Genomic DNA, 25,343 nt, shown 5'->3' with positions numbered 1-25,343 from the left:
GGCGGCTCAGGGCTGCCAGCGGGTGAAGTTGCGGTACATCCGCAGCCCTGGGGCTGCGCTCTTTTCTGGGTGAAACTGTACGGCAAAAATATTGCCGTCCGCAATGGCGCAGCAGAACGGCAGGCCGTGGTGGCTGATCCCGGCCGTGAGCTGCGGGTCGGCGGGCTCGGCGTAGTAGCTGTGGACGAAGTAGAACGGCGTGTCCTGGGCGATGCCGTCCCAGAGCGGGTGGGCGCGGGTCTGGGTGACGGCGTTCCAGCCCATGTGGGGAACCTTCAGCCGCGCGCCGCCGTCGACGGCATGGTCGAAGGCCGGTCCCTGGAAGCGGCGCACGCGGCCGGCGAACAGGCCCAGGCCGGGGGTGTCGCCCTCGTCGCTGGCCTCGAACAGCATCTGCTCGCCCACGCACACGCCCAGCAGCGGTTTTTCGCGGGCGGCCCGCAGCACCGCGTCGCGCAGGCCGGACGTGTCCAGCGTGCGCATGCAGTCGGGCATGGCGCCCTGGCCCGGGAACACGATGCGGTCGGCGGCGTGGATCTCGTCGGCGTGGCGGGCGATGCGGATGTCGTGGTCGGGGGCGGCGGCTTGCAGGGCGCGGGCGACGGAATGGAAGTTGCCCATGCCGTAGTCGACGATGGCGATGCGGGTCACGATGCGGGAGTCCTGGGGCGGTCTATGAATCTGCGGTGGATCTGCGGCACTGGGAACGGGGCGGCGGCGCGCCCTAGAGCGAGCCCTTGGTCGAGGGGATGGCGCCGCCGGCGCGCGAGTCGACCTCGGCGGCCATGCGCAGCGCGCGGCCGAAGGCCTTGAAGATGGTCTCGCACTGGTGGTGGGCGTTTTCCCCGCGCAGATTGTCGATGTGCACGGTCGCCAGGGCGTGGTTGACGAAGCCCTGGAAGAATTCGCGCGCCAGGTCGACGTCGAAGGCGCCGATGCGCGCCCGGGCGTAGTCCACGTGGTAGAACAGGCCGGGGCGCCCGGACAGGTCCACCACCACGCGCGACAGGGATTCGTCCAGCGGCACGTAGGCGTGGCCGTAGCGGCGCAGGCCGGCCTTGTCGCCCGCCGCGGCGGCGAAGGCCTGGCCCAGGGTGATGCCGACGTCTTCCACGCTGTGGTGGTCGTCGATGTGGGTGTCGCCGTCACAGTGGATGTCCAGGTCGAACAGGCCGTGGCGGGCGATCTGGTCCAGCATGTGGTCCAGGAAGGGCACGCCGGTGTTCAGGCTGCGGGTGCCGGTGCCGTCCAGGTTCAGGCTGACGCGGATGCGGGTTTCCTGGGTGTTGCGTTCGATGGTGGCGGTGCGCATGGGCGATGGGCGGGTCGGTCGGGGTGGAGCCGCGCGGCGCCGGTGGGGCCGCGCGGGCGGATTCAGGGCTGCGCGTCCAGGCGCAGCGAGGCGCTGGCGGCGTGGGCGTGCAGGCCTTCGCCGGTGGCCAGGGTGGCGGCGATGCGGCCCAGGGTCTGGGCGCCGGCGCGCGAGACCTGGATCAGGCTGCTGCGCTTCTGGAAATCATACACGCCCAGCGGCGAAGAGAAACGCGCGGTGCGCGCGGTGGGCAGGACGTGGTTCGGCCCGGCGCAGTAGTCGCCCAGGGATTCGGAGCTATAGGCCCCCAGGAAGATCGCGCCGGCGTGGCGGACCAGGGGCAGCAGGGCCTGCGGGTCGCGGACCGAGATTTCCAGGTGTTCCGGCGCGATGCGGTTGACGATGTCGCAGGCCTGTTCGAGGCTGTCGGTGCGGATCAGCGCGCCCCGGTTGGCCAGGCTGACGCGCAGGATGTCGGCGCGCGGCTGGGACGGCAGCAGGCGTTCGATGGCGGCCTGGACGGCGTCCAGGTAGCCGCCGTCCGGGCACAGCAGGATGGCCTGGGCGAGTTCGTCGTGCTCGGCCTGGGAGAACAGGTCGATGGCCAGCCATTCGGCCGGCGTGGAGCCGTCGGCCAGGATCAGGATTTCGGACGGGCCGGCGATCATGTCGATGCCCACCGTGCCGAACACGCGGCGCTTGGCCGCCGCGACGTAGGCGTTGCCCGGGCCGACGATCTTGTCCACGGCGGGCAGCGTGCGCGTGCCGTAGGCCAGGCCGCCCACGGCCTGGGCCCCGCCGATGGCGAACACGCGGTCCGCCCCGCCCAGCGCGGCGGCGGCCAGCACCATGGGGTTGCGCGCGCCGCCGGGCGTGGGCGTGACCATGATGAGTTCGGGCACGCCGGCGACCTTGGCCGGGATGGCGTTCATCAGCACCGAGGACGGGTAGGCGGCCTTGCCGCCCGGCACGTACAGGCCGACGCGGTCCAGCGGGGTGACCTGCTGGCCCAGCATCGTGCCGTCGGGCTCGGTGTAGGTCCAGGTTTCGGCGCGCTGGTGCTCGTGGTAGCGGCGCACGCGGTCGGCCGCGGCCTCCAGCGCCGCGCGCTGGTCGGCGGGCAGGCCGTCCAGGGCCGCCAGCCAGTCTGCGCGGGGGATTTCCAGGGCTTCGAGACGGTCGGCGTGGACGCGGTCGAAGCGCGCCGTGTAATCCAGGATGGCCGCGTCGCCGCGCGCCTGCACGTCGCGCAGGATGTCGCGCACGGCGGTCTCGATGGCCTCGTCCTGGGAGGCGTCGTAGGCCAGCAGCCGGGCCAGCGCCGCGTCGAAATCGGGAGAACGGGCATCCAGGCGGTGAATCAGGGACATGATGGAAATCGGGTCGGAATCGGGGGGGCGGTGCGCGGGCCGTTCGCGGCGGCCGCGCCGGGTCTATCTTAGCCGGAATTCCCGCCGTCCGAGCGGAGGGCGGACGTGGGCGGTGGCCGCGCGGGTCCCGGCGGCCTTCAGGCCATCGCGACCGAGGCCCGGGCGAAGGCGGCCAGGAAGGGCTGCAGGCGCTCGCCCTTCATCTTGAGCGCGGCCTGGTTGACGATCAGGCGCGAGGAGATCTGGCGGATTTCCTCGACCTCGACCAGCCGGTTGGCGCGCAGCGTGCCGCCCGAGGACACCAGGTCGACGATGGCGTCGGCCAGGCCCACCAGCGGTGCCAGTTCCATCGAGCCGTAGAGCTTGATGATGTCTACGTGCACGCCCTTGGCGGCGAAGTGCTCGCGCGCGGCGCGCACGTACTTGGTGGCGATGCGCAGGCGCGAGCCCTGGCGCACGGCGGCCTGGTAGTCGAAGCCTTCGGGGGCGGCCACGCACAGGCGGCAGCGGGCGATGTTCAGGTCGATGGGCTGGTACAGCCCGCCGGGGTGCTGCGCCATGTGTTCGTGCAGCACGTCCTTGCCGGCGATGCCGAAGTCGGCCGCGCCGTACTGGACGTAGGTGGGCACGTCCGAGGCGCGCACGATGATGATGCGCAGTTCGTCCGAGTCCGTGGGCAGGATCAGCTTGCGCGAGGATTCCGGGTTTTCCGGCACGCCCACGCCGGCGGCGGCCAGCAGCGGCAGGGTTTCTTCGAAGATGCGGCCTTTGGACAGGGCCAGGGTCAGGGGGGATTGAGCCATGTCGTCTTATTGGATGCGTTGGATGTCCGCGCCCAGCGCCTGGAGCTTGTGTTCCATGCGTTCGTAGCCGCGGTCCAGGTGGTAGATGCGTTCCACCGTGGTCTGGCCGCTGGCCGCCAGGCCGGCGATCACCAGGCTGGCCGAGGCGCGCAGGTCGGTGGCCATGACGGTGGCCCCCAGCAGTCGTTCGACGCCCTGGACCACGGCGGTGTGGCCGTCGATCTCGATGTCCGCGCCCATGCGGTGCAGTTCCTGCACGTGCATGTAGCGGTTCTCGAAGATGTTCTCGGTGATGACGGCGGTGCCTTCGGCCAGGGTGTTCAGGGCCATCAGCTGGGCCTGCATGTCGGTCGGGAAGCCCGGGTATTCGCTGGTGCGAAAGCCCGTCGCGCGCGGCCGGCCGGCCATGCGGGCGCGTATCCAGTCCGGCCCGGTGGTGATTTCCAGCCCGGCGTCGCGCAGCTTGTCCAGCACCGCGCCCAGCGTGTCGGGGGCCGCGTGGCGCAGGGTGATGTCGCCGCCCGTGGCCGCCACGGCGCACAGGAAGGTGCCGGCCTCGATGCGGTCGGGCACGATGCGGTGGGCGGCGCCGCGCAGGCGCTCCACGCCCTCGATGACGATGCGGTCGGTGCCGTGGCCCTCGATGTGCGCGCCCATGGCGATCAGGACTTTCGCCAGGTCGACGACTTCCGGCTCGCAGGCGGCGTTTTCCAGCACGGTGCGGCCTTCGGCCAGGGCGGCGGCCATCATCAGGTTTTCCGTGCCGGTCACGGTGACCATGTCGGTCAGGATGCTGGCGCCGCGCAGGCGTTCGGCCTCGGCCACGACGAAGCCGTGCTCGATGCGGATGCGCGCGCCCATGGCGGCCAGGCCCTTGATGTGCTGGTCCACCGGCCGCTGGCCGATGGCGCAGCCGCCCGGCAGGCTGACCCGGGCGCGGCCGAAGCGCGCCACCAGCGGTCCCAGCACCAGGATGGAGGCCCGCATGGTCTTGACCAGTTCGTAGGGGGCTTCCTGGCTGGACACCTGGTCGGCCTGGAGGGTGACACGGTTCTCGTTGCCGCGTTCCGCGCGCACGCCCATGCGCTGCAGCAGGGTCAGGGTGGTGCCGATGTCGCGCAGGTCCGGGACGTTGTCCAGCTCCAGCGGTTCGGCGGTCAGCAGCGCCGCGCAGAGGATCGGCAGGGCGGCGTTCTTGGCCCCCGAGATGGCCACTTCGCCTTGCAGGGGTCGGCCGCCCTGGATCAGCAGCTTATCCATTGTTCTTCGCGGTCTCGTATTCGGCCGGCGTCAGGGTGCGCATCGACAGGGCGTGGATTTCCGCGCGCATGCGCTCGCCCAGGGCCTGGTAGACCACCTGGTGGCGGGCCAGCGTGCGCTTGCCTTCGAAGACGGAACTGACGATCAGGGCCTCGAAGTGGGCGCCGTCGCCGTAGACTTCGAGGTGCTCGCAGGGCAGGTTGTCGGCGATGTACTGGCGGACGTGGTCGGGGGTGGGAGACATGGTTCAGCTCCGTAATTTGTAGCCGCGCGCCAGCAGGCGCAGGGCGAACAGGCTCAGGGCCACGGCGACGGCCAGCACGATGGCCAGGCCGCGCCAGGGGGAAATGTCGGACGCCGCGAAGAATCCGTAGCGGAAGCCGTCGATCATGTAGAAGACCGGATTCCAGCGCGAGACTTCCTGCCAGAAGGGCGGCAGGCTGTGGATCGAGTAGAACACACCCGACAGGAAGGTGGCGGGCATGATCAGGAAGTTCTGGAAAGCCGCCAGCTGGTCGAATTTTTCCGACCACAGGCCGGCGATCAGGCCCAGCACGCCCAGGATCCAGCACGACAGCACCGCGAAGACCAGCAGCCACAGGGGGGCCGCGACCGGCAGGCGCGTGAAGAACAGCGCCACCAGCCAGACACAGGCGCCCACGGTCAGCCCGCGCGCGACCGCCGCCAGGATGTAGGCGGCGAAGATCTGGCGGTGGGAGAACGGCGGCAGCAGCACGAAGATCAGGTTGCCGGTGATGCGGCTCTGGATCAGGGACGAGGACGGATTGGCGAAGCTGTTCTGCAGCATGCTCATCATCATCAGCCCGGGGATCAGGAAGGCGGTGTAGGAGATCGCGTCGTACACCCGGACGCGGTCCTCCAGCACGTGGGAGAAGATCAGCAGGTACAGCAGCGCCGTCACCACCGGGGCGGCGATGGTCTGCAGGCCGACCTTCCAGAAGCGCATCAGTTCCTTGTGCAGCAGGGTCGGGAAGCCCGAGCCCATCGCGGGGCGGGCCTGGGAGACGGGGCGGATCACAGCTCGGCCTCCAGCACGGAGTCGTCGTGCATGATGCGCACGAAGGCGTCTTCCAGGTCGGCGCCGCCGACCCGCGCCATCAGCGCCTGGGTGGTGTCCAGCGCCACGACCTGGCCTGATTTCAGCATCGCCACGCGCCCGCACAGGGATTCGGCTTCTTCCAGGTAGTGGGTGGTGAGCAGGATCGTGTGGCCGGCCTGGTTCAGGCGCGTGATGAAGTCCCACAGCGTGCGGCGCAGGTCCACGTCCACCCCGGCGGTGGGTTCGTCCAGGATGATCACGGGCGGACGGTGCACCAGGGCCTGCGCCACCAGCACGCGGCGCTTCATGCCGCCCGACAGTTCGCGCATGTTGGCCTCGGCCTTGTCCAGCAATCCCAGGTTGTCCAGGATCTCGTCGATCCAGTCGTCGTTGTCGCGCAGGCCGAAGTACCCCGACTGCAGCCGCAGGGTCTCGCGCACGGTGAAGAAGGGGTCGTAGACGATTTCCTGGGGCACGACGCCCAGCGACTGGCGCGCGCGGCGGAAGTCGCCGACCACGTCGTGGCCACAGACCCGGGCGCTGCCCCGGGTGGCGCGGGCCAGTCCGGCCAGGATGGAGATCAGCGTGGTCTTGCCCGCCCCGTTGGGGCCCAGCAGGCCGAAGAATTCGCCGTGCTCGACCGTCAGGTTGACGTCGCGCAGGGCCTGGAAGCCCGCGGACGCGGGGCGGCCGCTCAGGCGGTCGCGCCAGGATCGCTGGCGCGGGGCATAGACTTTGGAGACGTGTTGCAGATCGAGGGCGGGCATGGGCAGGCAATGCGCCCTGGAATGGGCGCCATCAGACATTATAAGCGGTCGTGGCCGCCGGACAGGGCGGCCCCGCCCTTCATGCCCGCGCGCGGGCGTGTTTGGAACACGACCACCGCGCGTTCAGCTTGAAATCACTGCTTCGCGTTCAGCGCCTTGATCAGTCCGTCGATCCCGTTGCTGCCGATCTCGGAGGCGAACTGGTTGCGGTAGTTCTGGATCAGCCAGATGCCTTCCACGTTCAGATCGTAGACCTTCCAGCCCGCGTCCGTCCGTTCCAGCCGGTAGTCCACCCCGATCGCCGCGCTGTTCGGCTGCGAGATCGTCGTGCGCACCACCGCGTCGTCCGCCTGCGGATCGCCCCGGAACGGCAGCAGCGAGATCGTCGTGTCCGACGTCACCCGCGTGAACGCCCCGCTGTAGGTGCGGATCAGCGTTCCCGTGAACGCCTGGATCAGCGCGTCCTGCTGGGCCGTGGAAGCCTGGCGCCAGTAGCGCCCCGCCGCCAGGCGCGTCGTCTTGTTCATGTCCACGTACGGCATCGCGTAGCGGCGCACCAGGTCCGCGATGTGGCCCGGATCGCCTCGCAGCGCCTGGGGATCGGCCTTCACCGCGTCCAGCATGTTGTTGGCCACGGCTTCGAGGAAATCGTTCGGCGCGGCCTTGGGATCGACCGCGCGCTCGGCCGCGCCGGCGGATGCCGCGGACAGGCCCAGGACCGCGCCCAGCAGGCACAGGCCGCCCGTCCGGCGCAGGATCTTCAGGAAGGCAGGAAAACTCATCGTCGTCTCCATAATGGCGCCCGCCCGCTCGGGGCGGGCGGGTCGATGCCCGGGCCGGACGCGACCCCGGGCGGGTTCAGTTCGCCGGCGCCGCGTCCGGATCTTCGTAGACCGGCAGGGCCTGGTCGGCCGACGGCGGGGCCGAGCGGTCCAGGTCGTCCGCGGTCGAGGCGCGGCCGCTGCGCAGGCGGCTGTCCAGCATGGCCTTGCGGCGCTGCAGGTAGGCGTCGCGGATGAAGCTGTACTTGTCGAGCGCGATCTGGTCCACCAGGCGGTCGGCTTCCAGCAGGTTGGCGCGCGTGTCCACGACGAACAGGCCCAGCAGCGAGTTGCGCACCGGCACGTTGTCGATGGCGAACACCGCGCTGGTGGGCGAGACCGGCGACGCCAGGGAAATGGCCCAGGCGGAGCCGTCGCGCACCGTGCTGGAGCCCAGGAACGGCAGCACCACGTACGGGCCGGAGCCGAAGCCCCACACGCCCAGCGTCATGCCGAAATCGTTGGGGATCTTGCGCGCCCCGTGCATCGAGGCGACGTCGATGCAGCCGCCCAGGCCCGCCGTGCTGTTGAACAGCACCCGGCCGAAGGTATCCACGAAATCGCGGCCGCGTCCCTGCAGCAGGCTGTTGATGCCCGACCAGGCGTCGGCCAGGTTGCCGAAGATGTTGTGGATGCAGGTGCGCACCGGGCGTGGGGTGACGGTTTCATAGCCCGTGGCGATGGGCTTGAGCACGGCGCGGTCCACCGTGTCGTTGAAGCGGTACATGCCGCGGTTGTAGGATTCCCAGGGATCGTTGGGCGAGGGGTGCGGCACCTGGGCGCAGCCGGCCATCAGGGCGGCTGTCGCCAGGGCCAGCCCGGTACGGGCCGTGAGGCGCCGGGAACGCGGTGTCGCCGTCGTCGGGGCGGTGGAATTCATGTCGTGTCTCGTGCGGTCGGTGTCGGGGCGACGTCAAGGTGTCGCACATTGTAAAGGGTGCCGGTCAATGGCCGGTGGCCGGCGCGGCGGCGCCTCCGGCGCCCGTGCCTCGCGCCGAGCCTTCCTTTTCGGCCGAGTTGTAGAGGAACTTGCTGATCAGGTCCTCCAGCACCACGGCGGACTGCGTGAATTCGATCGTGCCGCCGTCGGCCAGGTTCTTGTCGTCGCCCCCAGGGGTCAGGCCGACGTACTGCTCGCCCAGCAGGCCCGAGGTCAGGATCGAGGCCGAGGAATCCTTCGGGAAGGCGTAGGGCTGCTCCATGTCCAGCGTGACCGTGGCCTGGAAGCGCTGGTTGTCGAAGCCGATGGAGGCGACCCGCCCGACCACCACGCCGCTGCTTTTCACGGGCGCGCGGACCTTCAGCCCGCCGACGTTGTCGAAATAGGCGTGCACCTGATAGGTGGGGGCGAAGGAAAAGGAGCTCATGTTGCCGGCGCGCAGCGCCAGGAACGCCAGGGCGACCAGGCCCAGCAGGATGAACAGGCCTACCCAGAAATCGGTTTTTTCACGTGTCATGAATTCGTTCCGCAGGTTTCGGTTGGCGAACAGGCCCTAGTGGGCGAACATCAGCGCCGTCAGCAGGAAATCCAGCCCCAGCACCGCCAGGGCGCCGCTGACCACGGTGCGGGTGGTGGCGCGCGAGACGCCCTCGGGGGTGGCGCGCGCCGTCCAGCCCTGGTAGAGGGCGATCAGGGTCACGACGACGCCGAAGACCAGGCTCTTGATGACGCCGTTGAGCACGTCGTCGATGACGTCCACCCCGCCTTGCATCTGCGACCAGAACGCGCCCGGGTCGATGCCGATCAGGATCACGCCCACGAACCAGCCGCCCAGGATGCCGACCATGGAAAAGACCGCCGCCAGGACCGGCATGGCGATCACCCCGCCCCAGAAGCGCGGCGCCAGGACGCGGCGGATCGGGTCCACGGCCATGACCTCCATGGCCGAGATCTGCTCGCCGGCCTTCATCAGGCCGATTTCCGCCGTCAGCGACGTGCCGGCCCGCCCCGCGAACAGCAGCGCCGTCACCACCGGCCCCAGTTCGCGCGTCAGCGACAGGGCCACCAGCAGGCCCAGGGCCTCTTCCGAGCCGTAGCGGTTCAGCGTGTAGTAGCCCTGCAGGCCCAGCACGAAGCCCACGAACAGGCCCGAGACCCCGATGATCAGCAGGGAGTGGTTGCCGATGAAGTGGACCTGCTGGGCCGTCAGGCGCGGGCGGCGCAGCACCACGCCGCTGCGCGCCAGGATGGCCCCGAGCAGGCGCGCGAAGGCGCCCAGGCCGGTGATCATGGCCGCGAAGCCGTGTCCCAGCGCGGCGATGCGGCTCGCGAACGCGTTCATATCGCCCCCTTGGCGCGGCCCTGCGTGCTCATGCGGCCCTCCGGGCGGCCAGCCAGCGTTCGAAGGCCGGCGTCAGGGGATAGTGGAAGCCGATCGGTCCGTCGGGACGGCCCTGGAGGAATTGCTGCAGGTATTCGTCCTGCGAGGCGGACAGTTCCGCCGGCGTGCCCCGGGCGATCTGCCGGCCCTGGCCGATCAGGTAGACTTGGTCCGCGATGGCGAACGATTCCTCCACGTCGTGCGTGATCAGGATCGACGCGCAGCCCAGCTGGTTCGTCATCGTGCGGATCAGCTGCGCCGTGATGCCCAGGGAAATCGGGTCCAGCCCCGCGAATGGTTCGTCGTACAGGATGAGTTCCGGTTCCAGCACGATCGCCCGCGCCAGCGCCACGCGCCGCGCCATCCCGCCGGAAACCTCCGAGATCCGCAGATGCGCCGCGTGCCGCAGTCCCACCGCCTGGAGCTTGTCCAGCACCCGTTCCAGGATCTGCTGCTCGGAAATGCGGGTGTGCTCGCGCAGCGGAAAGGCCACGTTCTCGAAGACGTTCAGGTCGGTGAACAGCGCCCCGCTCTGGAACAGCACGCCCATCCGCTGGCGCACGGCGCGCAGCGGCTCGCCGTCCAGGTGGGCCATGTCCTGGCCGAACACGCGGATCTGCCCCGCCTGCGCCGGCAGCTGGCCGGTCACGGCCCGCAGCAGCGTCGTCTTGCCCGAGCCCGAACCGCCCATCATGGCCACGACCTGGCCGGGCATGACCCGCAGGTCGATGCCGCGCAGCACGGTGAAGTCGCCGTAGCCGAGCGAAACGCCATCGAAGGTGACAAGGGGATCGGAGGAGGTGTCGGTCATTGGAAGGGGGGCGGACGCCTGTCTTTGGGATTGATTGTACCCGGCTTGCCGCCACGCACGTTCCCTGGCGCCCGCCCGCCTCGGCGGGATCGGGGCCTCAGCGAGGCAGGACCGAAGACCCCATCAGATACTCGTCCACCGAGCGCGCGCACTGCCGCCCCTCGCGGATCGCCCACACCACCAGCGACTGCCCGCGCCGCATGTCCCCCGCGGCGAACACCTTCGCCCGGGAACTGCAGTAATCGTCGGTGTTCGCCCGCGCGTTCCCGCGGCCGTCCACCTCCACGCCGAACGCGTCCAGCACCGAACGCACCGGCGACACGAAGCCCATCGCCAGCAGCACCAGGTCCGCCTGGATCTCGAATTGCGAATCCTTCACCTCGCGCATCTTCATCTGGCCCGTCGCCTTGTCCTTCAGCCACTCCAGGCGCGTCGCGACCAGTTTTTCCACCTTGCCGCCCTTGCCCTCGAAAGCCTGGGTGCCCACCGCCCAGTCGCGCTGGCAGCCTTCCTCGTGCGAGGACGAGGTGCGCAGGCGGATCGGCCAGTAGGGCCAGGTCAGCAGCTTGTCCTCTTCCTCCGGGGGGCGGAACATCAGCTCGAACTGCGTCACCGACGCCGCCCCCTGGCGGTTGCTCGTCCCCACGCAGTCCGACCCCGTGTCGCCGCCGCCGATCACCACCACGTGCTTGCCTTTCGCGCTGATCGGCTTGGCGATCCGGTCGCCGTGGTTGATCTTGTTCTGCTGGCGCAGGAAGTCCATGGCGAAATGCACCCCGCGCAGATCGCGGCCCGGCACCGGCAGGTCGCGCGGCTGCTCGGATCCGCCCGTCAGCACCACCGCGTCGTGCTGCGCCAGCAGCTCGTCGGGCGTCACCACCGTCAGGCCGTCTTCCGCGTGTTCCGCGCGGCCCACGTAGGTCGAGGGGAAGAATTCCACCCCCTCGGCCTCCATCTGCGCCAGGCGCCGGTCGATGTGCGACTTTTCCAGCTTGAAGTCCGGAATCCCGTAGCGCAGCAGTCCGCCGATGCGATTGCTCTTTTCATAGACCGACACGCTGTGCCCGGCGCGCGCCAGCTGCTGCGCGCAGGCCAGGCCGGCCGGCCCGGAGCCGACGATGGCGACCCGCTTGCCCGTCTTGCGCGCGGGCGGCTGGGGCACCACCCAGCCTTCCTGCCAGCCGCGCTCGATGATCGTGTGCTCGATCGACTTGATGCCGACGGCTGTGTCGTTCAGGTTCAGCGTACAGGCCGCCTCGCAGGGCGCGGGGCAGATGCGGCCGGTGAACTCCGGGAAATTGTTGGTCGACAGCAGCACGTCGAGCGCGCGCTTCCAGTCCTGGCGGTAGACCAGGTCGTTCCAGTCCGGAATGATGTTGTTGACCGGGCAGCCGTGCGTGCAGAACGGCACCCCGCAGTCCATGCAGCGCGCGCCCTGGATGCGGGCCTGCTCGTCGGTCAGCGGCGAGACGAATTCCTTCCAGTGGCGCAGGCGGGATTCCGGCGCCTCGTAGGCCGGCTTGACCCGCGCGAATTCCATGAAGCCAGTGATTTTTCCCATGATGCGATGTTCCTTCAGGCGGCCTGGGCCTGGGTCTGGGCCGCCTGCCACAGTTCGCCCAGGGCGCGGCGGTATTCGATCGGAGTGACCTTGACGAAGGCGCGGCGCGCCTGGTTCCAGTCTTCCAGGATTTCCCGGGCGCGGAAGCTGCCGGTGTGGCGGAAATGGTTTTCCACCAGGCGGCGCACGATCGTCTCGTCGGTTTCGCGCGCGCCGTTGCGCTCCAGGCTGTGCCAGAACTGCGGCTCGCCGGCCTGCCGCTGGGCCTCGTCGGTCTCCATCGGGTCCAGGTGCACCATGCCGGTGTTGCAGCGGCGCGCGAAGACCTGCTCCGGATCCCAGACGTAGGCGATCCCGCCGGACATGCCGGCCGCGAAATTGCGGCCCGTCTCGCCCAGCACCACCACGGTGCCGCCCGTCATGTATTCGCAGCCGTGGTCGCCCGTGCCTTCGACGACGGCCGCGGCGCCCGAATTGCGCACCGCGAAGCGTTCGCCGGCCACGCCGTTGAAATAGGCCTCGCCGCCGGTGGCGCCGTACAGCACCGTGTTGCCGGCGATGATGTGGTCGGGGCCGAAGCCGCGGAAATCGTTGGGCGAGCGCAGGATCAGGCGGCCGCCCGACAGGCCCTTGCCGACGTAGTCGTTGGCCTCGCCCACCAGGTCCAGGGTCACGCCGTGGGCCAGGAAGGCGCCGAAGCTCTGCCCGGCCGCGCCGTTGCACTGGATGTGGATGGTGTCGTCGGGCAGTCCTTCATGGCCGTAGCGGCGCGCCACCTCGCCCGACAGCATCGCGCCGATGGTGCGGTTGCGGTTGCGCACCGGGGTGATGAAGGACACTTTCTCGCCGCGTTCCAGCGCCGCCTTGCTGCGCTCGATCAGCTGGTGGTCCAGCGCGTGCGACAGGCCGTGGTCCTGGGATTGCGCGTGGCGCACCGGGTCCTCGGTGGGCACCTGGTGGAAGATCCGGCCGAAGTCCAGCCCGCGCGCCTTCCAGTGCTCGATGCCCTTGCGCATGTCGAGCAGGTCGACGCGGCCGATCAGCTCGTCGAAGGTGCGGATGCCCAGCTGGGCCATGATCTCGCGCACTTCCTCGGCCACGAAGAAGAAATAATTGACGACGTATTCGGGCTTGCCGTTGAACTTCTTGCGCAGTTCGGGATCCTGGGTGGCGACCCCCGTCGGGCAGGTGTTCAGGTGGCACTTGCGCATCATGACGCAGCCTTCGACGATCAGCGGCGCCGTGGCGAAGCCGACCTCGTCGGCCCCCAGCATGGCGGCGATGGCCACGTCGCGGCCGGTCTTCATCTGGCCGTCGGCCTGCACGCGGATGCGGCTGCGCAGGCGGTTCAGCACCAGGGTCTGCTGCGTCTCGGCCAGGCCCAGTTCCCAGGGGATGCCGGCGTGCTTGATCGAGGACACGGGCGAGGCGCCCGTGCCGCCGTCATGGCCGGCGATGACCACGTGGTCGGCCTTGGCCTTGGCCACGCCGGTGGCCACCGTGCCCACGCCGACCTCCGCCACCAGCTTCACCGAGATCGAGGCGCGCTCGTTGACGTTCTTCAGGTCGTGGATCAGCTGCGCCAGGTCCTCGATCGAATAGATGTCGTGGTGCGGCGGGGGCGAGATCAGGCCCACGCCCGGCACCGAATAGCGCAGCTGGGCGATGTAGTCCGTGACCTTGTGGCCCGGCAGCTGCCCGCCTTCGCCGGGCTTGGCGCCCTGGGCCATCTTGATCTGGATCTGGTCGGCGCTGCACAGGTATTCGGCCGTGACGCCGAAGCGCCCCGAGGCCACCTGCTTGATGCGCGAGCGCAGCGAATCGCCGGCCGCCAGCGGGATGTCGGCGACGATGCGGTCCTGGCCCAGGACGGACGCGATGGTGTCGCCCTTCCTCACCGTGGGCTTGCCGGCCCGCATCTCGGCGCGGTAGCGCAGCGCGTCCTCGCCGCCCTCGCCGGTGTTGGACTTGCCGCCGATGCGGTTCATGGCCACGGCCAGGGTGGCGTGCGCCTCGGTGGAGATCGAGCCTAGCGACATGGCGCCGGTGGCGAAGCGCTTGACGATTTCCTTGGCGGGTTCGACCTCCGACAGGGGGATGGCCTTGGCCGGATCGACGCGGAACTCGAACAGGCCGCGCAGCGTCATGTGGCGGCGCGACTGGTCGTTGATGAGCTGGGCGTATTCCTTGAAGGTCGAATAATTGTTGGCGCGCGTGGCGTGCTGCAGCTTGGCGATCGAGTCCGGCGTCCACAGGTGCTGTTCGCCGCGGATGCGGAAGGCGTATTCGCCGCCCTCGTCCAGCGCGCCGGCCAGCACCGGATCGGCGCTGAAGGCCGCCTGGTGGGTGCGCAGGGCTTCCTCCGCCACCTGGAAGATGTCGATGCCCGAGATGTTGCTGGGCGTGCCGGTGAAGTATTTCTTCACCAGGCTGTCGTGCAGGCCCACCGCCTCGAAGATCTGCGCGCCGGTGTAGGACATGTAGGTCGAGATGCCCATCTTGGACATGACCTTCTTCAGTCCCTTGCCGATCGCCTTGATGTAGTTCTCGGTGGCCTTGGCGGCGTCGGTGAGCGCCGCCGGGGAGCCGGGCTCCGCATGGGGGCCCACCCCCGCGGCGAGGGTCTCCAGCGCCAGCCAGGGATGCACGGCCTCGGCGCCGTAGCCGCCCAGCAGCGCGAAATGGTGCGTCTCGCGCGCCGAGCCGGTTTCCACGATCAGGCCGGTGCGGGTGCGCAGGCCGGCGCGGATCAGGTGCTGGTGGATGGCCGACGTGGCCAGCAGCGCGGGGATCGCGACGTGATCCGCGTCCACGCGGCGGTCGCTGAGCAGCAGGATGTTGTCGCCGCTCAGCACCGCGTCGGCCGCGGTCGCGCACAGCGAGGCCAGGCAGGCCTCGATGCCCTCGCGGCCCCAGGCCACCGGGTAGACGATGTCCAGTTCGCAGCAGCGGAACTTGTCGCCGGTCTGGCGGCTGATGTGGCGCAGCTGGGCCATGGCGGCCCGGTCCAGCACCGGCTGGCTGATCTCCAGGCGCAGCGGCGGGTTGACGTTGTTGATGTCCAGCAGGTTGGGCTTGGGTCCGATGAAGGACACCAGCGACATGACCATCTGCTCGCGGATCGGGTCGATCGGCGGGTTGGTCACCTGGGCGAACATCTGGCGGAAATAGTTGTAGAAGGGCTTGGGCCGGTCCGACAGCACGGTCAGCGGCGCGTCGTTGCCCATGGAGCCGATGGCTTCCTCGCCGTTCTTCGCCATCGGTTCCAGGATGAACTTGAAGTCCTCCTGGGTCCAGCCGAAGGCCTGCTGGCGGTCCAGCAGGCTGGCGGAGGGCTCGGGCAGGTCGTCGGCCTTCAGGGCGGGCAGGTCGTCCAGCTTCAGGCGCAGGCGCTCGATCCACTGCGGGTAGGGGTGCGCGTTGGCCAGCTGGGACTTGATTTCCTCGTCCTCGATGATGCGGCCCTGCTGCAGGTCGATCAGCAGCATGCGGCCGGGCTGCAGGCGCCATTTCTTGACGATGCGGTGCTCGGGGATCGGCAGCGTGCCGGCCTCGGACGCCAGGATCACCATGTTGTCGTCGGTGATCAGGTAGCGCGCCGGGCGCAGGCCGTTGCGGTCCAGCGTGGCGCCGATCTGGCGCCCGTCGGTGAAGGCCACGGCGGCGGGACCGTCCCAGGGCTCCATCAGGGCGGCGTGGTATTCGTAGAAGGCGCGCCGCGACTCGTCCATGTCGGCGTGCTGCTCCCAGGCCTCCGGGATCATGATCATCATGGCGTGGGCCAGGGAATAGCCCGACATGACCAGCAGTTCCAGGCAGTTGTCGAAGGTGGCGGTGTCGGACTGGCCTTCGTAGACGATGGGATAGAGCTTGCCCAGGTCCTCGCCCAGCACGGCCGAGCTCATCGCGCCTTCGCGGGCGCGCAGCCAGTTGAAGTTGCCCTTGACGGTGTTGATCTCGCCGTTGTGGGCGATCATGCGGTAGGGGTGCGCGAGCGGCCAGGCCGGGAAGGTGTTGGTGGAGAAGCGCTGGTGCACCAGGGCCAGGGCCGAGACGGCGCGGGTGTCGGCCAGGTCGCGGTAGTACAGGCCCACCTGGTTGGCCAGCAGCAGGCCCTTGTAGACCACGGTGCGCACCGAGATCGAGGGCACGAAGTATTCCTGGCCGTGCGCGAGCTGCATGCGCTGGATGGCGTGGCTGGCGGTCTTGCGGATGACGTAGAGTTTGCGCTCCAGGGCGTCGGGCACCATGATGTCGTGCCCGCGGCCGATGAAGAGCTGGCGGATGACGGGTTCGCAGGCCCGCACGGCGGGCGACATCTTCATGTCGCGGTCGACGGGGACGTCGCGCCAGCCGAGCACGACCTGTCCCTCGTCGCGCACGGCGCGTTCGAGCTCGCGCTCGCAGGCCAGGCGCGAGGCGGTTTCCTTGGGCAGGAACACCATGGCGACGCCGTAGTCGTCGGGCTGCGGCAGGGTGACGCCCTGGGCGGCCATTTCCTCGCGGTAGAGCTGGTCGGGGATCTGGATGAGGATGCCCGCGCCGTCGCCCATGAGCTCGTCGGCGCCGACGGCGCCCCGGTGATCGAGGTTTTCCAGGATCTTGAGGGCCTGCTGGATGACGGCGTGGCTCTTGTGGCCCTTGATGTGGGCGACGAAGCCGACGCCGCAGGCGTCGTGCTCTTGTTCGGGGCGGTACAGACCCTGGGCGGCCGGCAGGCCGGGGGGACAGGAGGCGGGGTGGGTCATGATGGGACTCGCGAGGCGGAACACGGGTGCCGTTCCGAACGGCAGAAGGTGGAAATTACCGCTCCAAGTCCTTGGTGACAATAGGATTTTCTTTTGATGTGTCCCTATTTATAGATGGCATTTCATCGATGTTTGATATATAGGGACATATCAAGTCGAATGAAAAATAGGTATTGTCGTGGACAGCTGGTTTTCAGGATCCAGGGAAAACCCCGATGGAAGGGTGGCGGATTTTTTTGCCGCCGGGCCGTCCCAAGGCAAAAAGCACCCCCTTGGGGGGCAGCAAGCCGAAGGCGCGGCGCAAGACGCAGGTTCACCTATCCAGCGTCGCGCCGCCGTCCACCCGCAGATCGTGCAGGGTGATGTGGCTGGCCTGGTCGGAGAGCAGGAACAGGACGGCGTGGGCGATTTCGTCGGGGGCGGCGATCTTGGCCAGGGGGATGCCCAGGCGCCAGCGGGCGGGGTCGCCGGCGATGACGGCTTCGCGCGAGCTGCCCAGCGCCCACATGGCCTGCTGCATGGCGGTGTCGGTGGAGCCGGGCGAAACGATGTTGACCCGGATGCCGTGCGGGGCCAGCTCCAGGCCCAGGCAGCGGGCGAGCTGGGTGGCGGCGGCCTTGGAGGCGGCGTAGGCGGCCATGCCGGCGCGCGGCGTGGTGGCGGCGTTGGAGCTGACGGCGACGATGGCGCCGTCGCGGCGTTCGCGCAGGCGGCGGGCGACGGCGCGGCAGACGTGGAAGACGCCGGTGGCGTTGACGTCGAAGCAGTGCGCCCATTGGGCGTCGTCCAGGTCGGCGACGTCGCCCATTTCCAGGACGCCGGCGACGCTGGCCAGGCCGTGGAGCGGTCCCAGGGCGGCCTCGGCCTGGGCGACGACGTGTTCGACCCGCGCGGCGTCGCGCACGTCCAGGGGGGCGGTCCACAGGCGGCCGGACAGGTCGGTGCCGCCGGAGGCGGCGTCCGCCGCATGCGCATGCAGGCGTTGCAGGCCGGCTTCGTCGAGGTCGACGGCGGAGACGCGGGCGCCCCGGGCGAGCAGCTGCCGGGCGACGGCGGCGCCGATGCCGCTGGCGGCGCCGGTGACGAGGATGTGGCGGTCCGGGAAGTCGTCCTGGCGGTGCGCGGCCGGGTCGGTGTCGGGCAGGGCGTTCATGATGCGTGGGTCTCGCGGGTGGAGGGGATTGCGGCGTCCCGCGCCAGGGCGTTGAAGATCTCGTCCAGGGTCAGGCTCACGCCGCAGCGGCGCGCGACGTGGGTGATGGCCATCCGATGGTCTTCCAGGCTGAAGTCGGCGCAGGCGTCGATGGCCAGGAAGGGCTGGACGTCCTGCATGAAGGCTTCCAGCGCGGTGGCCAGGCAGCCGATGTGGGCGTAGACGCCGGTGATGATGAGCTGGTCGCGGTCCTGGGCGCGCAGCCGTTCCCGCAGGTCGGAGCGCTGGAAGGCGCTGTAGCGCCACTTGGTCAGTACGGTATCTCCCGGACGCGGGCTCAGCGCCGCGACGATGCGCGCGCCGTCGCGGTGTTCCGGCGCGGTCAGGCCCGGCCCCCAGAAGTCGTTCAGCAGCGCCCGGTCGGCCTCGGGCTGCACGGGCGGCTGGGCGGTGTAGAACACGGGGATGCCGAGGTCGCGGCAGCGATCTCGCAGGTGGACGATGGCGGTGATCAGGTCGGGGATCGGCGCCTGCGTCACATCGTACTTGCTCAGGAAATAGTCCTGCATGTCGTGGATCAGCAGGGCGGCGCGGCGCGCGTCGGGACGCCAGCCCACGCGGTTGCTCGCGGGCTCGTGGGGCATGGCATAGGACGGCAGGGAGGGGATGCTCATGAAACGAAACTCCGGAAGGGGCGGGCTGGCGGCTTTAAAGAAGCCCCAGCGCGTCCAGGACGGTGCGCAGCTTGTTGCCGGTTTCCTGGTATTCGAGCTCGGGGACCGAGCCGGGGACGATGCCCGCGCCGGCCGAGAGGGTGAGCCGGCGGCCGCTGGCCTGGGCGCAGCGGATGGCGACCGCCCAGGCGCCGTCGCCGGCCGCGTCGCACCAGCCGACGGCCCCGGCGAAGTAGCCGCGCTCGAAGGGCTCGAGCCCCGCGATGGCGCGCCGGGCGTCCGCCGTGGGCAGGCCGCAGACGGCCGGGGTGGGGTGCAGGGCGATGGCGAGGTCCAGGGCGCTGATGGCGGGATCGGCCAGCTCGCCCTCGATCAGGGTGCCCAGGTGCCAGAGCCGGGCGGTCGAGGTCAGGCCGGGCCGCGCGGGGATGTCCAGCGTGCGGCACAGGGGCCGCAGCGCGGCTTCGATGGCCTCGACCACGACGGCGTGCTCCAGCCGGTCCTTGGGCGAGTCCAGCAGCGCCTGGGCGATGCGGGCGTCCTCGGCGGCGTCGGGATGGCGCGCGGCCGTGCCCGCCAGGGGATGCACGCGCACCCGGCGGCCTTCCCGGCGCACCAGCAGTTCGGGGCTGGCGCCCAGGAAATAGTCCTGTCCGGTCCCGGACACGGGCAGCGCGTAGGTGTGGCCGTGCGGGCTGGCCCGCCACAACCGCGCCAGGACTTCGGGCAGGTCCAGGGGGCGGTCCAGTTCCAGTTCCAGGGTGCGGGACAGCACCAGCTTGCGCAGGCCGTCGCCGCGGCCGAGCCGTTCGAGCGCCGCGCCCACGCTGCGCTCGTACCCGGCCTGGTCGGGGTGTTCCCGGCGCCGGAGGATGGCGCCGCGCCGCGCGGGCGGCAGGTCGTGCGGCGCGGCGATGCGCCGCAGCGTCCGGGGCACGCGCAGCAGGGCCGGCGCCGGACCGTCCGGATCGTAGGGCAGCAGGCCCAGCAGCAGGGCGCGCGCGCCGTCCGCGTCCGGCGCATCCGTTCCCGTTCCGGCGCGCATCTCGGCCGCTTGCGCGAGCAGGCGGGCGGCGCAGGCGCCCACGTCCTCTCGGGGAGCGGCCTGCAGCAGGCAGCCCTGGCCATGGAACCCCAGGCCCTGCGCGGTGAACAGGCTGTCGCCCGGCTGGAAGCCGGCCAGGGCGCCGGTGCGCGGATCCGGGGGCGTGCGGGCAAGCATGTCCATGATCAGCGGCGGACCTCGATGCGCACCAGGCGGTCGCCACGCGGGTCGTCCTTGCTCTTTTTCACCAGCACCCAGGCATCGCCCCGCGGATCCAGGGCGATGTGGTTCGGGGCGGATCCGGTGTCCACCTGGGCCTGGATCACGCCGTGTTCGTCCACGACGGTGACGGTGCCCGCGCCGCGGTTGGCGACGTAGGCCAGGCGGTGGACCGGATCGAAGGCGACGTTCAGGGCGCCGGCACCGGTCGCCAGGTGTTGCAGGACCCGGCCGTCCCGGGCGTCCAGCACCGTCAGGTCGCCGGATTTCTGGGCCGCCACGTAGATCCGCTGCGCCTGGCCGTCCACGGCGATGCCGGAGGCGCCCTGGGCGCCGGGCACGGTGTAGCGGGCGGCCTGCCGGCCGGTGGCCGTGTCGATGGCGAAGACTTCGGCCGTGTTCAGGCTGACGGTGTACAGGCGCTGATGGTCGGCGTCCAGCGTCAGGCTCATCGGCTTGGGCGCTTCGCCAGCGCCGGTGAGCGTGATGCCGGGCAGCGGTTGCAGCGTGGCGCTGTCGAACACGTGGATGACGTTGGAGGCTGGCGAGGAGACGTAGGCGCGGTTGTGCGCGGCGTCGACCAGCACGTCGCGCGCGTGCGGCGTCACGTCGTCGGGGAACTGCTTGACCAGGGACAGGTCCGACTCCCGGTAGACGGCGACCGAGCCGCTGCGGGTGTTCGTGGTCCAGATCTGGCTGCGGGCGTCGTCCACCGTCAGGCCGTAGACGGCCTCCACCTGGCCATCCGTGCGGCTGGCCTGCAGGGCCGGGACGACGGAGGCGACGACGCGCAGGCTGGATGGATCGATGGCGAGCAGGCGCGATTCCTTCACCGGCGGGCGGCCGATGGCCGAGGTCACGAACAGGCGCTGCGCGCGCGCGCTGTAGGCGCCCTGGTAGACGCCCGGGGGCATGTCGACGGCCGTCGCCGCGACGGACCAGGTCGGCGCGGCGGCGGCCGGGGCCGCGGGCGCGGATTGCCGCGTGTCCGGGCCCGTGGCCGCGCAGCCGGCGGCCAGGGCCAGGGCGGCGCCGGCCAGCAGGGCGCGGGCGCCGCGCCGCAGCGCCGGGTGGGAAGTGGGATGCGTGTTCATGCGGGTTCCTCGTGCGATTGGATGACGGTGGAAAAGAGGTTCATGCGGTTGCGGCGACCGGCGCCGGGCGGTCGGCCGTCCGCAGGCAGGCGTCCAGAATGGGCGCGATGCAGGCCGTCGCGGCGGCGCCCGGCAGGCCGGCATGGGTGCTGTCCACCGCATGGCAGGTCAGCGTGCCGACGTGCGGCCGCCACATGCGCGGATCCAGGCCGGAGTCGGCGTGGTCCAGGGCGGCCTGGAAGTGCAGCGCCGCGCCTTCGTAGCGCGCGTGCCGGTGGCCGCGCACCAGGCGGTTGGTGTGGCCGACGGTCTCGAAGACCGCGTCCAGCCGCGTGTCGGACAGTTCGCCCAGCGGATGGCCCTGGGCGCGCAGGAATTCGACGACGCCGCGCCGGTTCAGGCGTTCCGGCGGCAGGGCGTGCGGATCGGCGCCGGCGATGTGCAGCAGCGCCTTGTACAGGTCCTCGGGGGCGGGCTCGGGACGGTCCCGCCAGGCCTCGCAGGGATAGGCGTCCAGCAGGGCGACCACGCCCACGGACCGGCCGCGCGCCTGGAGCTCGGCGGCCACGGCCTGGGCCAGGATGCCGCCCACGGACCAGCCGGCCAAGTGGTACGGGCCTTCGGCCTGCAGCGCCAGCACCCGGTCGGCATAGTTGCGCGCCATGTCGGCCAGGCTGTCGGCGGGCGCGCCGCCGTCCAGGGCCAGGGCGGGCGCCTGCAGGCCGTGGACCGTGCGCGGCGTGGGCAGGGCGCGGGCCAGCGTGCCGTAGCACCAGGACAGGCCGCCGGCCGGGTGGATGCAGAACAGCGCCGGGCGGCCGGCGGCCTCGCGCAGGGTCACGACGGGACCGAAGCCGGCCTGCGCGGCGCTCTCCGCGCGTCCGCCCTCGTCCTCCAGGTGGGCGGCCAGGCGGGCCACCGTGGGGTATTGGAAGACCGTGCCTAGCGAGAGGTCGTGGCCGTCGCGCAGCGCCAGGGCCAGGCGCGCCGCCAGCAGCGAATGCCCGCCCAGGGCGAAGAAATCATCGTCCGCACCCGGCAGCTCCGGCAGCCCCAGCACGGCGCGGAAGGCCTCGGCCACCCGGCGTTCGGCGGCGGTGCGCGGGGGGCGGGACGTCTCCGGTCCGGACAGTTCGGGGGCGGGCAGCGCCTTGCGGTCGAGCTTGCCGTTGGCCGTGACCGGCAGCGCCGCCAGCGGCACCCAGGCGGTCGGCACCATGTAGTCCGGCAGGCGGCCGGCCATGTGGGCCGCCAGGGCGTCGCGGTCGAAGGGGCGGCCGGGCTCGGGTACCACGTAGGCCGCCAGCAGCGTCTGGCCGGGCCGGTCCTCGCGGGCCAGGACGGCCGCCTGGGCGACGTCCGGGTGGGACGCCAGCACGGCTTCGATTTCGCCCAGCTCGATGCGCTGGCCGCGCAGCTTGACCTGATGGTCCAGGCGGCCCAGGTAGACCACGGCACCGTCCTCGCGCCGCGCGGCCAGGTCGCCGGTGGCGTACAGCCGGTCGTCCGGCAGGCCGGCCGGGGCCGGGACGAAGCGTTCGGCCGTCAGGTCGGGCCGGCCCAGGTAGCCGGTCGCCAGCTGGCGGCCACCCAGGTACAGCTGGCCGGGCGTGCCGGGCGGCACGGGCCGCAGCCGGTCGTCCAGCACGTGCAGCCGGGTGTTCCAGACCGGCCAGCCGATGGGGACGGGCTGGCTGTCGTCGTCCGCGCCGGCCGGCCAGTGGGACACGTCCACGGCGGCCTCGGTCGGGCCGTACAGGTTGTGCAGTTCCGCCCGGATCGTGCGGTGGAAGCGGTCGCGCAGCGCGGCGGACAGGGCCTCGCCGCTGCAGAACACCAGGCGGGCCTCCAGGCCCCGGGCGGCGGGCTCGTCCAGCACGGCGGCCAGCATGGACGGCACGAAGTGCATCACGGTGATGCGCCGTTCGCGCACCAGCCGGCACAGCCAGGCCGGGTCGCGGTGCGCGTCGGGCGGGGCGACCACCAGGCGGGCGCCGCTCAGGAAGGGCAGGAACAGTTCCCAGACGGACACGTCGAAGGTCGCCGGGGTCTTCTGCAGGATGCGGTCGTCCGGTCCGATGGCGTAGTGCGCGCGCATCCATTCCAGCCGGTTGACGATGGCCGCGTGGGGCACGATGGCGCCCTTGGGCGCGCCGGTCGAGCCGGAGGTGTAGATGACGTAGGCGGGGTCTTCGGGGCCGGCGCCGGCCGCCGCCTCGTCCGCCGTGGAGGCGTCGAGGTCCGCTGGACCGGACCCTGTGTCCGCGTCGCCCAGCGTGTCCGCCGCCAGCGGCCGGGTGTCCAGTCCCTCGCACAGCGCGGCGGGGCCGATCAGGACGCGGGCGCGGGCATCGCCCAGGATGCCGCGCAGGCGCGCGGCCGGCTGGCGCGGGTCCAGGGGCAGGTAGGCCGCGCCGCTGCGCAGGATCGCCAGCATGCACAGCACGCGCCGCGCCGAGCGCGGCAGGGCCACGGCCGCCAGGGCGCCGGGGCCCGCGCCCAGGGCGCGCAGGCGCCGCGCCGCGCGCGCCGTCCAGGCGTCGATGTCGGCATAGGTCCAGGCGCCCGCTTCGTCTTCCAGGCCGACGCGGCCGGGCTCGGCGCGCAGCCGGTCGCGGATGCGCGTCCAGAGCGTGCCGGCGGGCACGGCATGGTCGGTGCGGTTGGGCGCCAGCGCCCAGCGTTCGTGCTCGTCCGCCGTCAGGGTGGGCACGCCGGCGAGGCGGGGGGCGGCCAGGGCGGCCTCCAGGAAGGCCGTCAGGCGCCGCAGGTGGGCATGGACCTGGTCCGGGGCGTACAGGGCGGGATTGGCCTCCAGTTCGATGCGCAGGCCGCCGCCGTCGGGCGCCGCCCGGAAGCCGATGGTCAGGTCCTCGACCGGGCCGGTGCACAGCACGGCCTGCGAGGCGTCCAGCCCGGCGGCCGCGTAGGGCGCGTCGAAGGGCAGGATGTTCAGGATCGGGCCGTGCAGGCGCGGCAGGCCGCCCGGCAGCGCCAGGTCGCGGCGCAGGTGCTCGGCGCGGTAGCGGCTGTGGCGCCGCAGGCCGCGCAGCGATCGGGCGGCGTCCCGCAGCGTGTCGGCCAGCGGGGCGTCCTCGTCCGGAGTCCAGGCCCAGGGCAGCACGTTCATCACGGTCGCCACGGCCCGGGCGCTCCTGCTGCCCAGGCGGCCCATGGCGGGCACCCCCGTCACGCATTCGGACGGCCCCAGGTGGCGCGCCACGTAGGCGGCGCCCAGGGCGGTGAGGATGTCGGGCCAGCCGATTTCGGTGGCGGCCTCCAGTGCCCGCAGCGACTCGACCAGCGTGGCGGGCGCCTCGTGCTCCATGCGCAGGCAGTCATGGGCGCTCAGCGCCGACCCGGCGGCCAGGCTGGCGGCGGGCACGTGGCCCGCGCATTGCGCCAGCCAGAATTCACGGGCCTGCGCGCGCTTCGGATCGGCGCGCCAGGCGCGGTCCTCGTCCCAGACCGGCGCCAGCGGCGCCAGCGGCGGCTCGCGGTCGGCGGCGCCTTCGCCCAGCGCCCGGTAGAGGCGGATGGCGCGGCCCTCGATCAGGGCCATGCCGTAGCCATCGGCGGCCAGGTGGTGCACGCGCTGGTACCACAGCGCCAGCGCCGGACCGCACAGGAACAGGACCTGGCGCGACAGGGGATCGCGCACGGGATCGACGGGCCGCCGCAGGTCGCCCCGGATCCAGTCGTCCGCCCGCGCGTGCGCCTGCGTTTCCGGCAGGTGGCGCAAGTCGCGGATTTCCAGGCGCGGCGCGCGTGCGGGGTCGATGCATTGCGCCGGGCCGTCGGGGCGGCCCTCGAAGCGCAGGGACAGGGATTCGGCCTCGGCCAGCGCCTGGTTCACGGCCCGCTCGAAGCGCGGCACGTCCAGCGGACCGCGCAGCGTGGTGCGGTGCGCCGGGTTGAAGATCGGATTGGCCGGGTCCAGGCGCTGGGCGTACCACAGGCCTTCCTGGGCCTCGGTCAGCGGAGCCCAGGCCGGATCGGCGGCGGGCATGGCCTGGGCCATCCCGCCGGCGGCCGTCCGGTCGGGTTGCTGGTTCATGCCTCGCGCGCCAGGCCGCGCGCCACGATCGCCCACCAGTGCGCCAGGGTGGCGTCGGCGGCCAGATCGGCGAATTCCAGCCGCGCGCCGGCCTCGCGCCATTGCGCGGCCAGCTTCATCAGGCGCATGGAATCCAGGCCCAGGTCCATCAGGTTGTCGTCGTCCCGGATGTCGTCGGGCGATTCGTGCAGCATGCGGGCGATGTCGGCGCGCATGGATTCGAGGCTGAGGGCGGTCATGTCGGTGCTTCGTGTCGGTGAAAGTCGG

At 71.1% G+C, this 25,343-nt stretch carries 21 protein-coding genes; all 21 read right to left on the bottom strand.

Annotated features, from left to right (window positions below):
- Nucleotides 1-6: 6 nt before the first annotated feature.
- A complete protein-coding gene (hisH, locus tag ACFO27_RS09525; protein WP_376817141.1) occupies nucleotides 7-651 on the bottom strand; it encodes an imidazole glycerol phosphate synthase subunit HisH in 645 nt (214 codons plus the stop codon).
- A 73-nt stretch (nucleotides 652-724) separates the two neighbouring features.
- Nucleotides 725-1,312, bottom strand: coding sequence for an imidazoleglycerol-phosphate dehydratase HisB (gene hisB / locus ACFO27_RS09520; RefSeq protein WP_376817140.1), 588 nt, complete (start codon nucleotides 1,310-1,312; stop codon nucleotides 725-727).
- 62 nt (nucleotides 1,313-1,374) lie between these two features.
- The gene (gene hisD / locus ACFO27_RS09515) at nucleotides 1,375-2,682 is read right to left on the bottom strand and encodes a histidinol dehydrogenase (protein WP_376817139.1); all 1,308 of its coding nucleotides are present in this window, start codon (nucleotides 2,680-2,682) and stop codon (nucleotides 1,375-1,377) included.
- Between the two features lie 137 nt (nucleotides 2,683-2,819).
- On the bottom strand, nucleotides 2,820-3,485 hold the full coding sequence (gene hisG / locus ACFO27_RS09510; protein WP_376817138.1) for an ATP phosphoribosyltransferase: 666 nt from the start codon (nucleotides 3,483-3,485) through the stop codon (nucleotides 2,820-2,822).
- Between the two features lie 6 nt (nucleotides 3,486-3,491).
- Nucleotides 3,492-4,745: a UDP-N-acetylglucosamine 1-carboxyvinyltransferase gene (murA, locus tag ACFO27_RS09505; RefSeq protein WP_376817137.1), complete on the bottom strand. Its 1,254-nt coding sequence runs from the start codon at nucleotides 4,743-4,745 to the stop codon at nucleotides 3,492-3,494.
- Nucleotides 4,738-4,989, bottom strand: coding sequence for a BolA family protein (locus ACFO27_RS09500; protein WP_376817136.1), 252 nt, complete (start codon nucleotides 4,987-4,989; stop codon nucleotides 4,738-4,740). Before ACFO27_RS09500 ends, murA begins: the two co-directional genes overlap by 8 nt.
- A gap of 3 nt (nucleotides 4,990-4,992) precedes the next feature.
- Nucleotides 4,993-5,751, bottom strand: a complete 759-nt coding sequence (locus ACFO27_RS09495; protein ID WP_376817184.1) for an ABC transporter permease — start codon at nucleotides 5,749-5,751, stop codon at nucleotides 4,993-4,995.
- A gap of 29 nt (nucleotides 5,752-5,780) precedes the next feature.
- Nucleotides 5,781-6,572, bottom strand: coding sequence for an ABC transporter ATP-binding protein (locus ACFO27_RS09490; RefSeq protein ID WP_376817135.1), 792 nt, complete (start codon nucleotides 6,570-6,572; stop codon nucleotides 5,781-5,783).
- A gap of 134 nt (nucleotides 6,573-6,706) precedes the next feature.
- A complete protein-coding gene (locus tag ACFO27_RS09485; protein ID WP_376817134.1) occupies nucleotides 6,707-7,354 on the bottom strand; it encodes an MlaC/ttg2D family ABC transporter substrate-binding protein in 648 nt (215 codons plus the stop codon).
- 76 nt (nucleotides 7,355-7,430) lie between these two features.
- Entirely contained in the window at nucleotides 7,431-8,273 is an 843-nt protein-coding gene (locus ACFO27_RS09480) for an MlaA family lipoprotein (RefSeq protein WP_376817133.1), read from the bottom strand.
- A gap of 64 nt (nucleotides 8,274-8,337) precedes the next feature.
- Entirely contained in the window at nucleotides 8,338-8,850 is a 513-nt protein-coding gene (gene mlaD / locus ACFO27_RS09475; protein ID WP_376817132.1) for an outer membrane lipid asymmetry maintenance protein MlaD, read from the bottom strand.
- A 36-nt stretch (nucleotides 8,851-8,886) separates the two neighbouring features.
- The gene (mlaE, locus tag ACFO27_RS09470) at nucleotides 8,887-9,675 is read right to left on the bottom strand and encodes a lipid asymmetry maintenance ABC transporter permease subunit MlaE (RefSeq protein WP_376817131.1); all 789 of its coding nucleotides are present in this window, start codon (nucleotides 9,673-9,675) and stop codon (nucleotides 8,887-8,889) included.
- A gap of 28 nt (nucleotides 9,676-9,703) precedes the next feature.
- On the bottom strand, nucleotides 9,704-10,525 hold the full coding sequence (locus ACFO27_RS09465) for an ABC transporter ATP-binding protein (RefSeq protein WP_376817130.1): 822 nt from the start codon (nucleotides 10,523-10,525) through the stop codon (nucleotides 9,704-9,706).
- A gap of 97 nt (nucleotides 10,526-10,622) precedes the next feature.
- On the bottom strand, nucleotides 10,623-12,086 hold the full coding sequence (locus ACFO27_RS09460) for a glutamate synthase subunit beta (protein WP_376817129.1): 1,464 nt from the start codon (nucleotides 12,084-12,086) through the stop codon (nucleotides 10,623-10,625).
- A gap of 14 nt (nucleotides 12,087-12,100) precedes the next feature.
- A complete protein-coding gene (locus ACFO27_RS09455; RefSeq protein WP_376817128.1) occupies nucleotides 12,101-16,834 on the bottom strand; it encodes a glutamate synthase-related protein in 4,734 nt (1,577 codons plus the stop codon).
- A gap of 313 nt (nucleotides 16,835-17,147) precedes the next feature.
- Nucleotides 17,148-17,987: a 2,3-dihydro-2,3-dihydroxybenzoate dehydrogenase gene (locus tag ACFO27_RS09450; RefSeq protein ID WP_376817127.1), complete on the bottom strand. Its 840-nt coding sequence runs from the start codon at nucleotides 17,985-17,987 to the stop codon at nucleotides 17,148-17,150.
- A complete protein-coding gene (locus tag ACFO27_RS09445; protein WP_376817126.1) occupies nucleotides 17,984-18,661 on the bottom strand; it encodes an isochorismatase family protein in 678 nt (225 codons plus the stop codon). Before ACFO27_RS09445 ends, ACFO27_RS09450 begins: the two co-directional genes overlap by 4 nt.
- Before the next feature lie 34 nt (nucleotides 18,662-18,695).
- Nucleotides 18,696-19,889, bottom strand: a complete 1,194-nt coding sequence (locus ACFO27_RS09440; RefSeq protein WP_376817125.1) for an isochorismate synthase — start codon at nucleotides 19,887-19,889, stop codon at nucleotides 18,696-18,698.
- Between the two features lie 2 nt (nucleotides 19,890-19,891).
- On the bottom strand, nucleotides 19,892-21,019 hold the full coding sequence (locus tag ACFO27_RS09435) for a YncE family protein (RefSeq protein ID WP_376817124.1): 1,128 nt from the start codon (nucleotides 21,017-21,019) through the stop codon (nucleotides 19,892-19,894).
- Between the two features lie 40 nt (nucleotides 21,020-21,059).
- On the bottom strand, nucleotides 21,060-25,076 hold the full coding sequence (locus tag ACFO27_RS09430; RefSeq protein ID WP_376817123.1) for an amino acid adenylation domain-containing protein: 4,017 nt from the start codon (nucleotides 25,074-25,076) through the stop codon (nucleotides 21,060-21,062).
- Nucleotides 25,073-25,315: a phosphopantetheine-binding protein gene (locus ACFO27_RS09425; protein WP_376817122.1), complete on the bottom strand. Its 243-nt coding sequence runs from the start codon at nucleotides 25,313-25,315 to the stop codon at nucleotides 25,073-25,075. The genes ACFO27_RS09430 and ACFO27_RS09425 overlap by 4 nt, the downstream gene beginning before the upstream one ends.
- Between the last annotated feature and the right edge of the window lie 28 nt (nucleotides 25,316-25,343).

The sequence above is a fragment of the Castellaniella denitrificans genome (genome assembly GCF_042653765.1).
GTDB classification, from domain to species: Bacteria; Pseudomonadota; Gammaproteobacteria; order Burkholderiales; family Burkholderiaceae_B; genus Castellaniella; species Castellaniella denitrificans.
Note: the sequence above shows the minus strand (reverse complement) of the source record. Positions and strands in the feature narration are given on the sequence as shown.

Excerpts from the sequence above, each read along its gene's own strand:
- hisB (WP_376817140.1), bottom strand. The coding sequence starts at position 1,312 with ATGCGCACCGCCACCATCGAACGCAACACCCAGGAAACCCGCATCCGC.
- hisD (WP_376817139.1), bottom strand. The coding sequence starts at position 2,682 with ATGTCCCTGATTCACCGCCTGGATGCCCGTTCTCCCGATTTCGACGCG.
- hisG (WP_376817138.1), bottom strand. The coding sequence starts at position 3,485 with ATGGCTCAATCCCCCCTGACCCTGGCCCTGTCCAAAGGCCGCATCTTC.
- murA (WP_376817137.1), bottom strand. The coding sequence starts at position 4,745 with ATGGATAAGCTGCTGATCCAGGGCGGCCGACCCCTGCAAGGCGAAGTG.
- ACFO27_RS09500 (WP_376817136.1), bottom strand. The coding sequence starts at position 4,989 with ATGTCTCCCACCCCCGACCACGTCCGCCAGTACATCGCCGACAACCTG.
- ACFO27_RS09495 (WP_376817184.1), bottom strand. The coding sequence starts at position 5,751 with ATGGGCTCGGGCTTCCCGACCCTGCTGCACAAGGAACTGATGCGCTTC.
- ACFO27_RS09490 (WP_376817135.1), bottom strand. The coding sequence starts at position 6,572 with ATGCCCGCCCTCGATCTGCAACACGTCTCCAAAGTCTATGCCCCGCGC.
- ACFO27_RS09485 (WP_376817134.1), bottom strand. The coding sequence starts at position 7,354 with ATGAGTTTTCCTGCCTTCCTGAAGATCCTGCGCCGGACGGGCGGCCTG.
- ACFO27_RS09480 (WP_376817133.1), bottom strand. The coding sequence starts at position 8,273 with ATGAATTCCACCGCCCCGACGACGGCGACACCGCGTTCCCGGCGCCTC.
- mlaD (WP_376817132.1), bottom strand. The coding sequence starts at position 8,850 with ATGACACGTGAAAAAACCGATTTCTGGGTAGGCCTGTTCATCCTGCTG.
- mlaE (WP_376817131.1), bottom strand. The coding sequence starts at position 9,675 with ATGAACGCGTTCGCGAGCCGCATCGCCGCGCTGGGACACGGCTTCGCG.
- ACFO27_RS09465 (WP_376817130.1), bottom strand. The coding sequence starts at position 10,525 with ATGACCGACACCTCCTCCGATCCCCTTGTCACCTTCGATGGCGTTTCG.
- ACFO27_RS09460 (WP_376817129.1), bottom strand. The coding sequence starts at position 12,086 with ATGGGAAAAATCACTGGCTTCATGGAATTCGCGCGGGTCAAGCCGGCC.
- ACFO27_RS09455 (WP_376817128.1), bottom strand. The coding sequence starts at position 16,834 with ATGACCCACCCCGCCTCCTGTCCCCCCGGCCTGCCGGCCGCCCAGGGT.
- ACFO27_RS09450 (WP_376817127.1), bottom strand. The coding sequence starts at position 17,987 with ATGAACGCCCTGCCCGACACCGACCCGGCCGCGCACCGCCAGGACGAC.
- ACFO27_RS09445 (WP_376817126.1), bottom strand. The coding sequence starts at position 18,661 with ATGAGCATCCCCTCCCTGCCGTCCTATGCCATGCCCCACGAGCCCGCG.
- ACFO27_RS09440 (WP_376817125.1), bottom strand. The coding sequence starts at position 19,889 with ATGGACATGCTTGCCCGCACGCCCCCGGATCCGCGCACCGGCGCCCTG.
- ACFO27_RS09435 (WP_376817124.1), bottom strand. The coding sequence starts at position 21,019 with ATGAACACGCATCCCACTTCCCACCCGGCGCTGCGGCGCGGCGCCCGC.
- ACFO27_RS09430 (WP_376817123.1), bottom strand. The coding sequence starts at position 25,076 with ATGAACCAGCAACCCGACCGGACGGCCGCCGGCGGGATGGCCCAGGCC.
- ACFO27_RS09425 (WP_376817122.1), bottom strand. The coding sequence starts at position 25,315 with ATGACCGCCCTCAGCCTCGAATCCATGCGCGCCGACATCGCCCGCATG.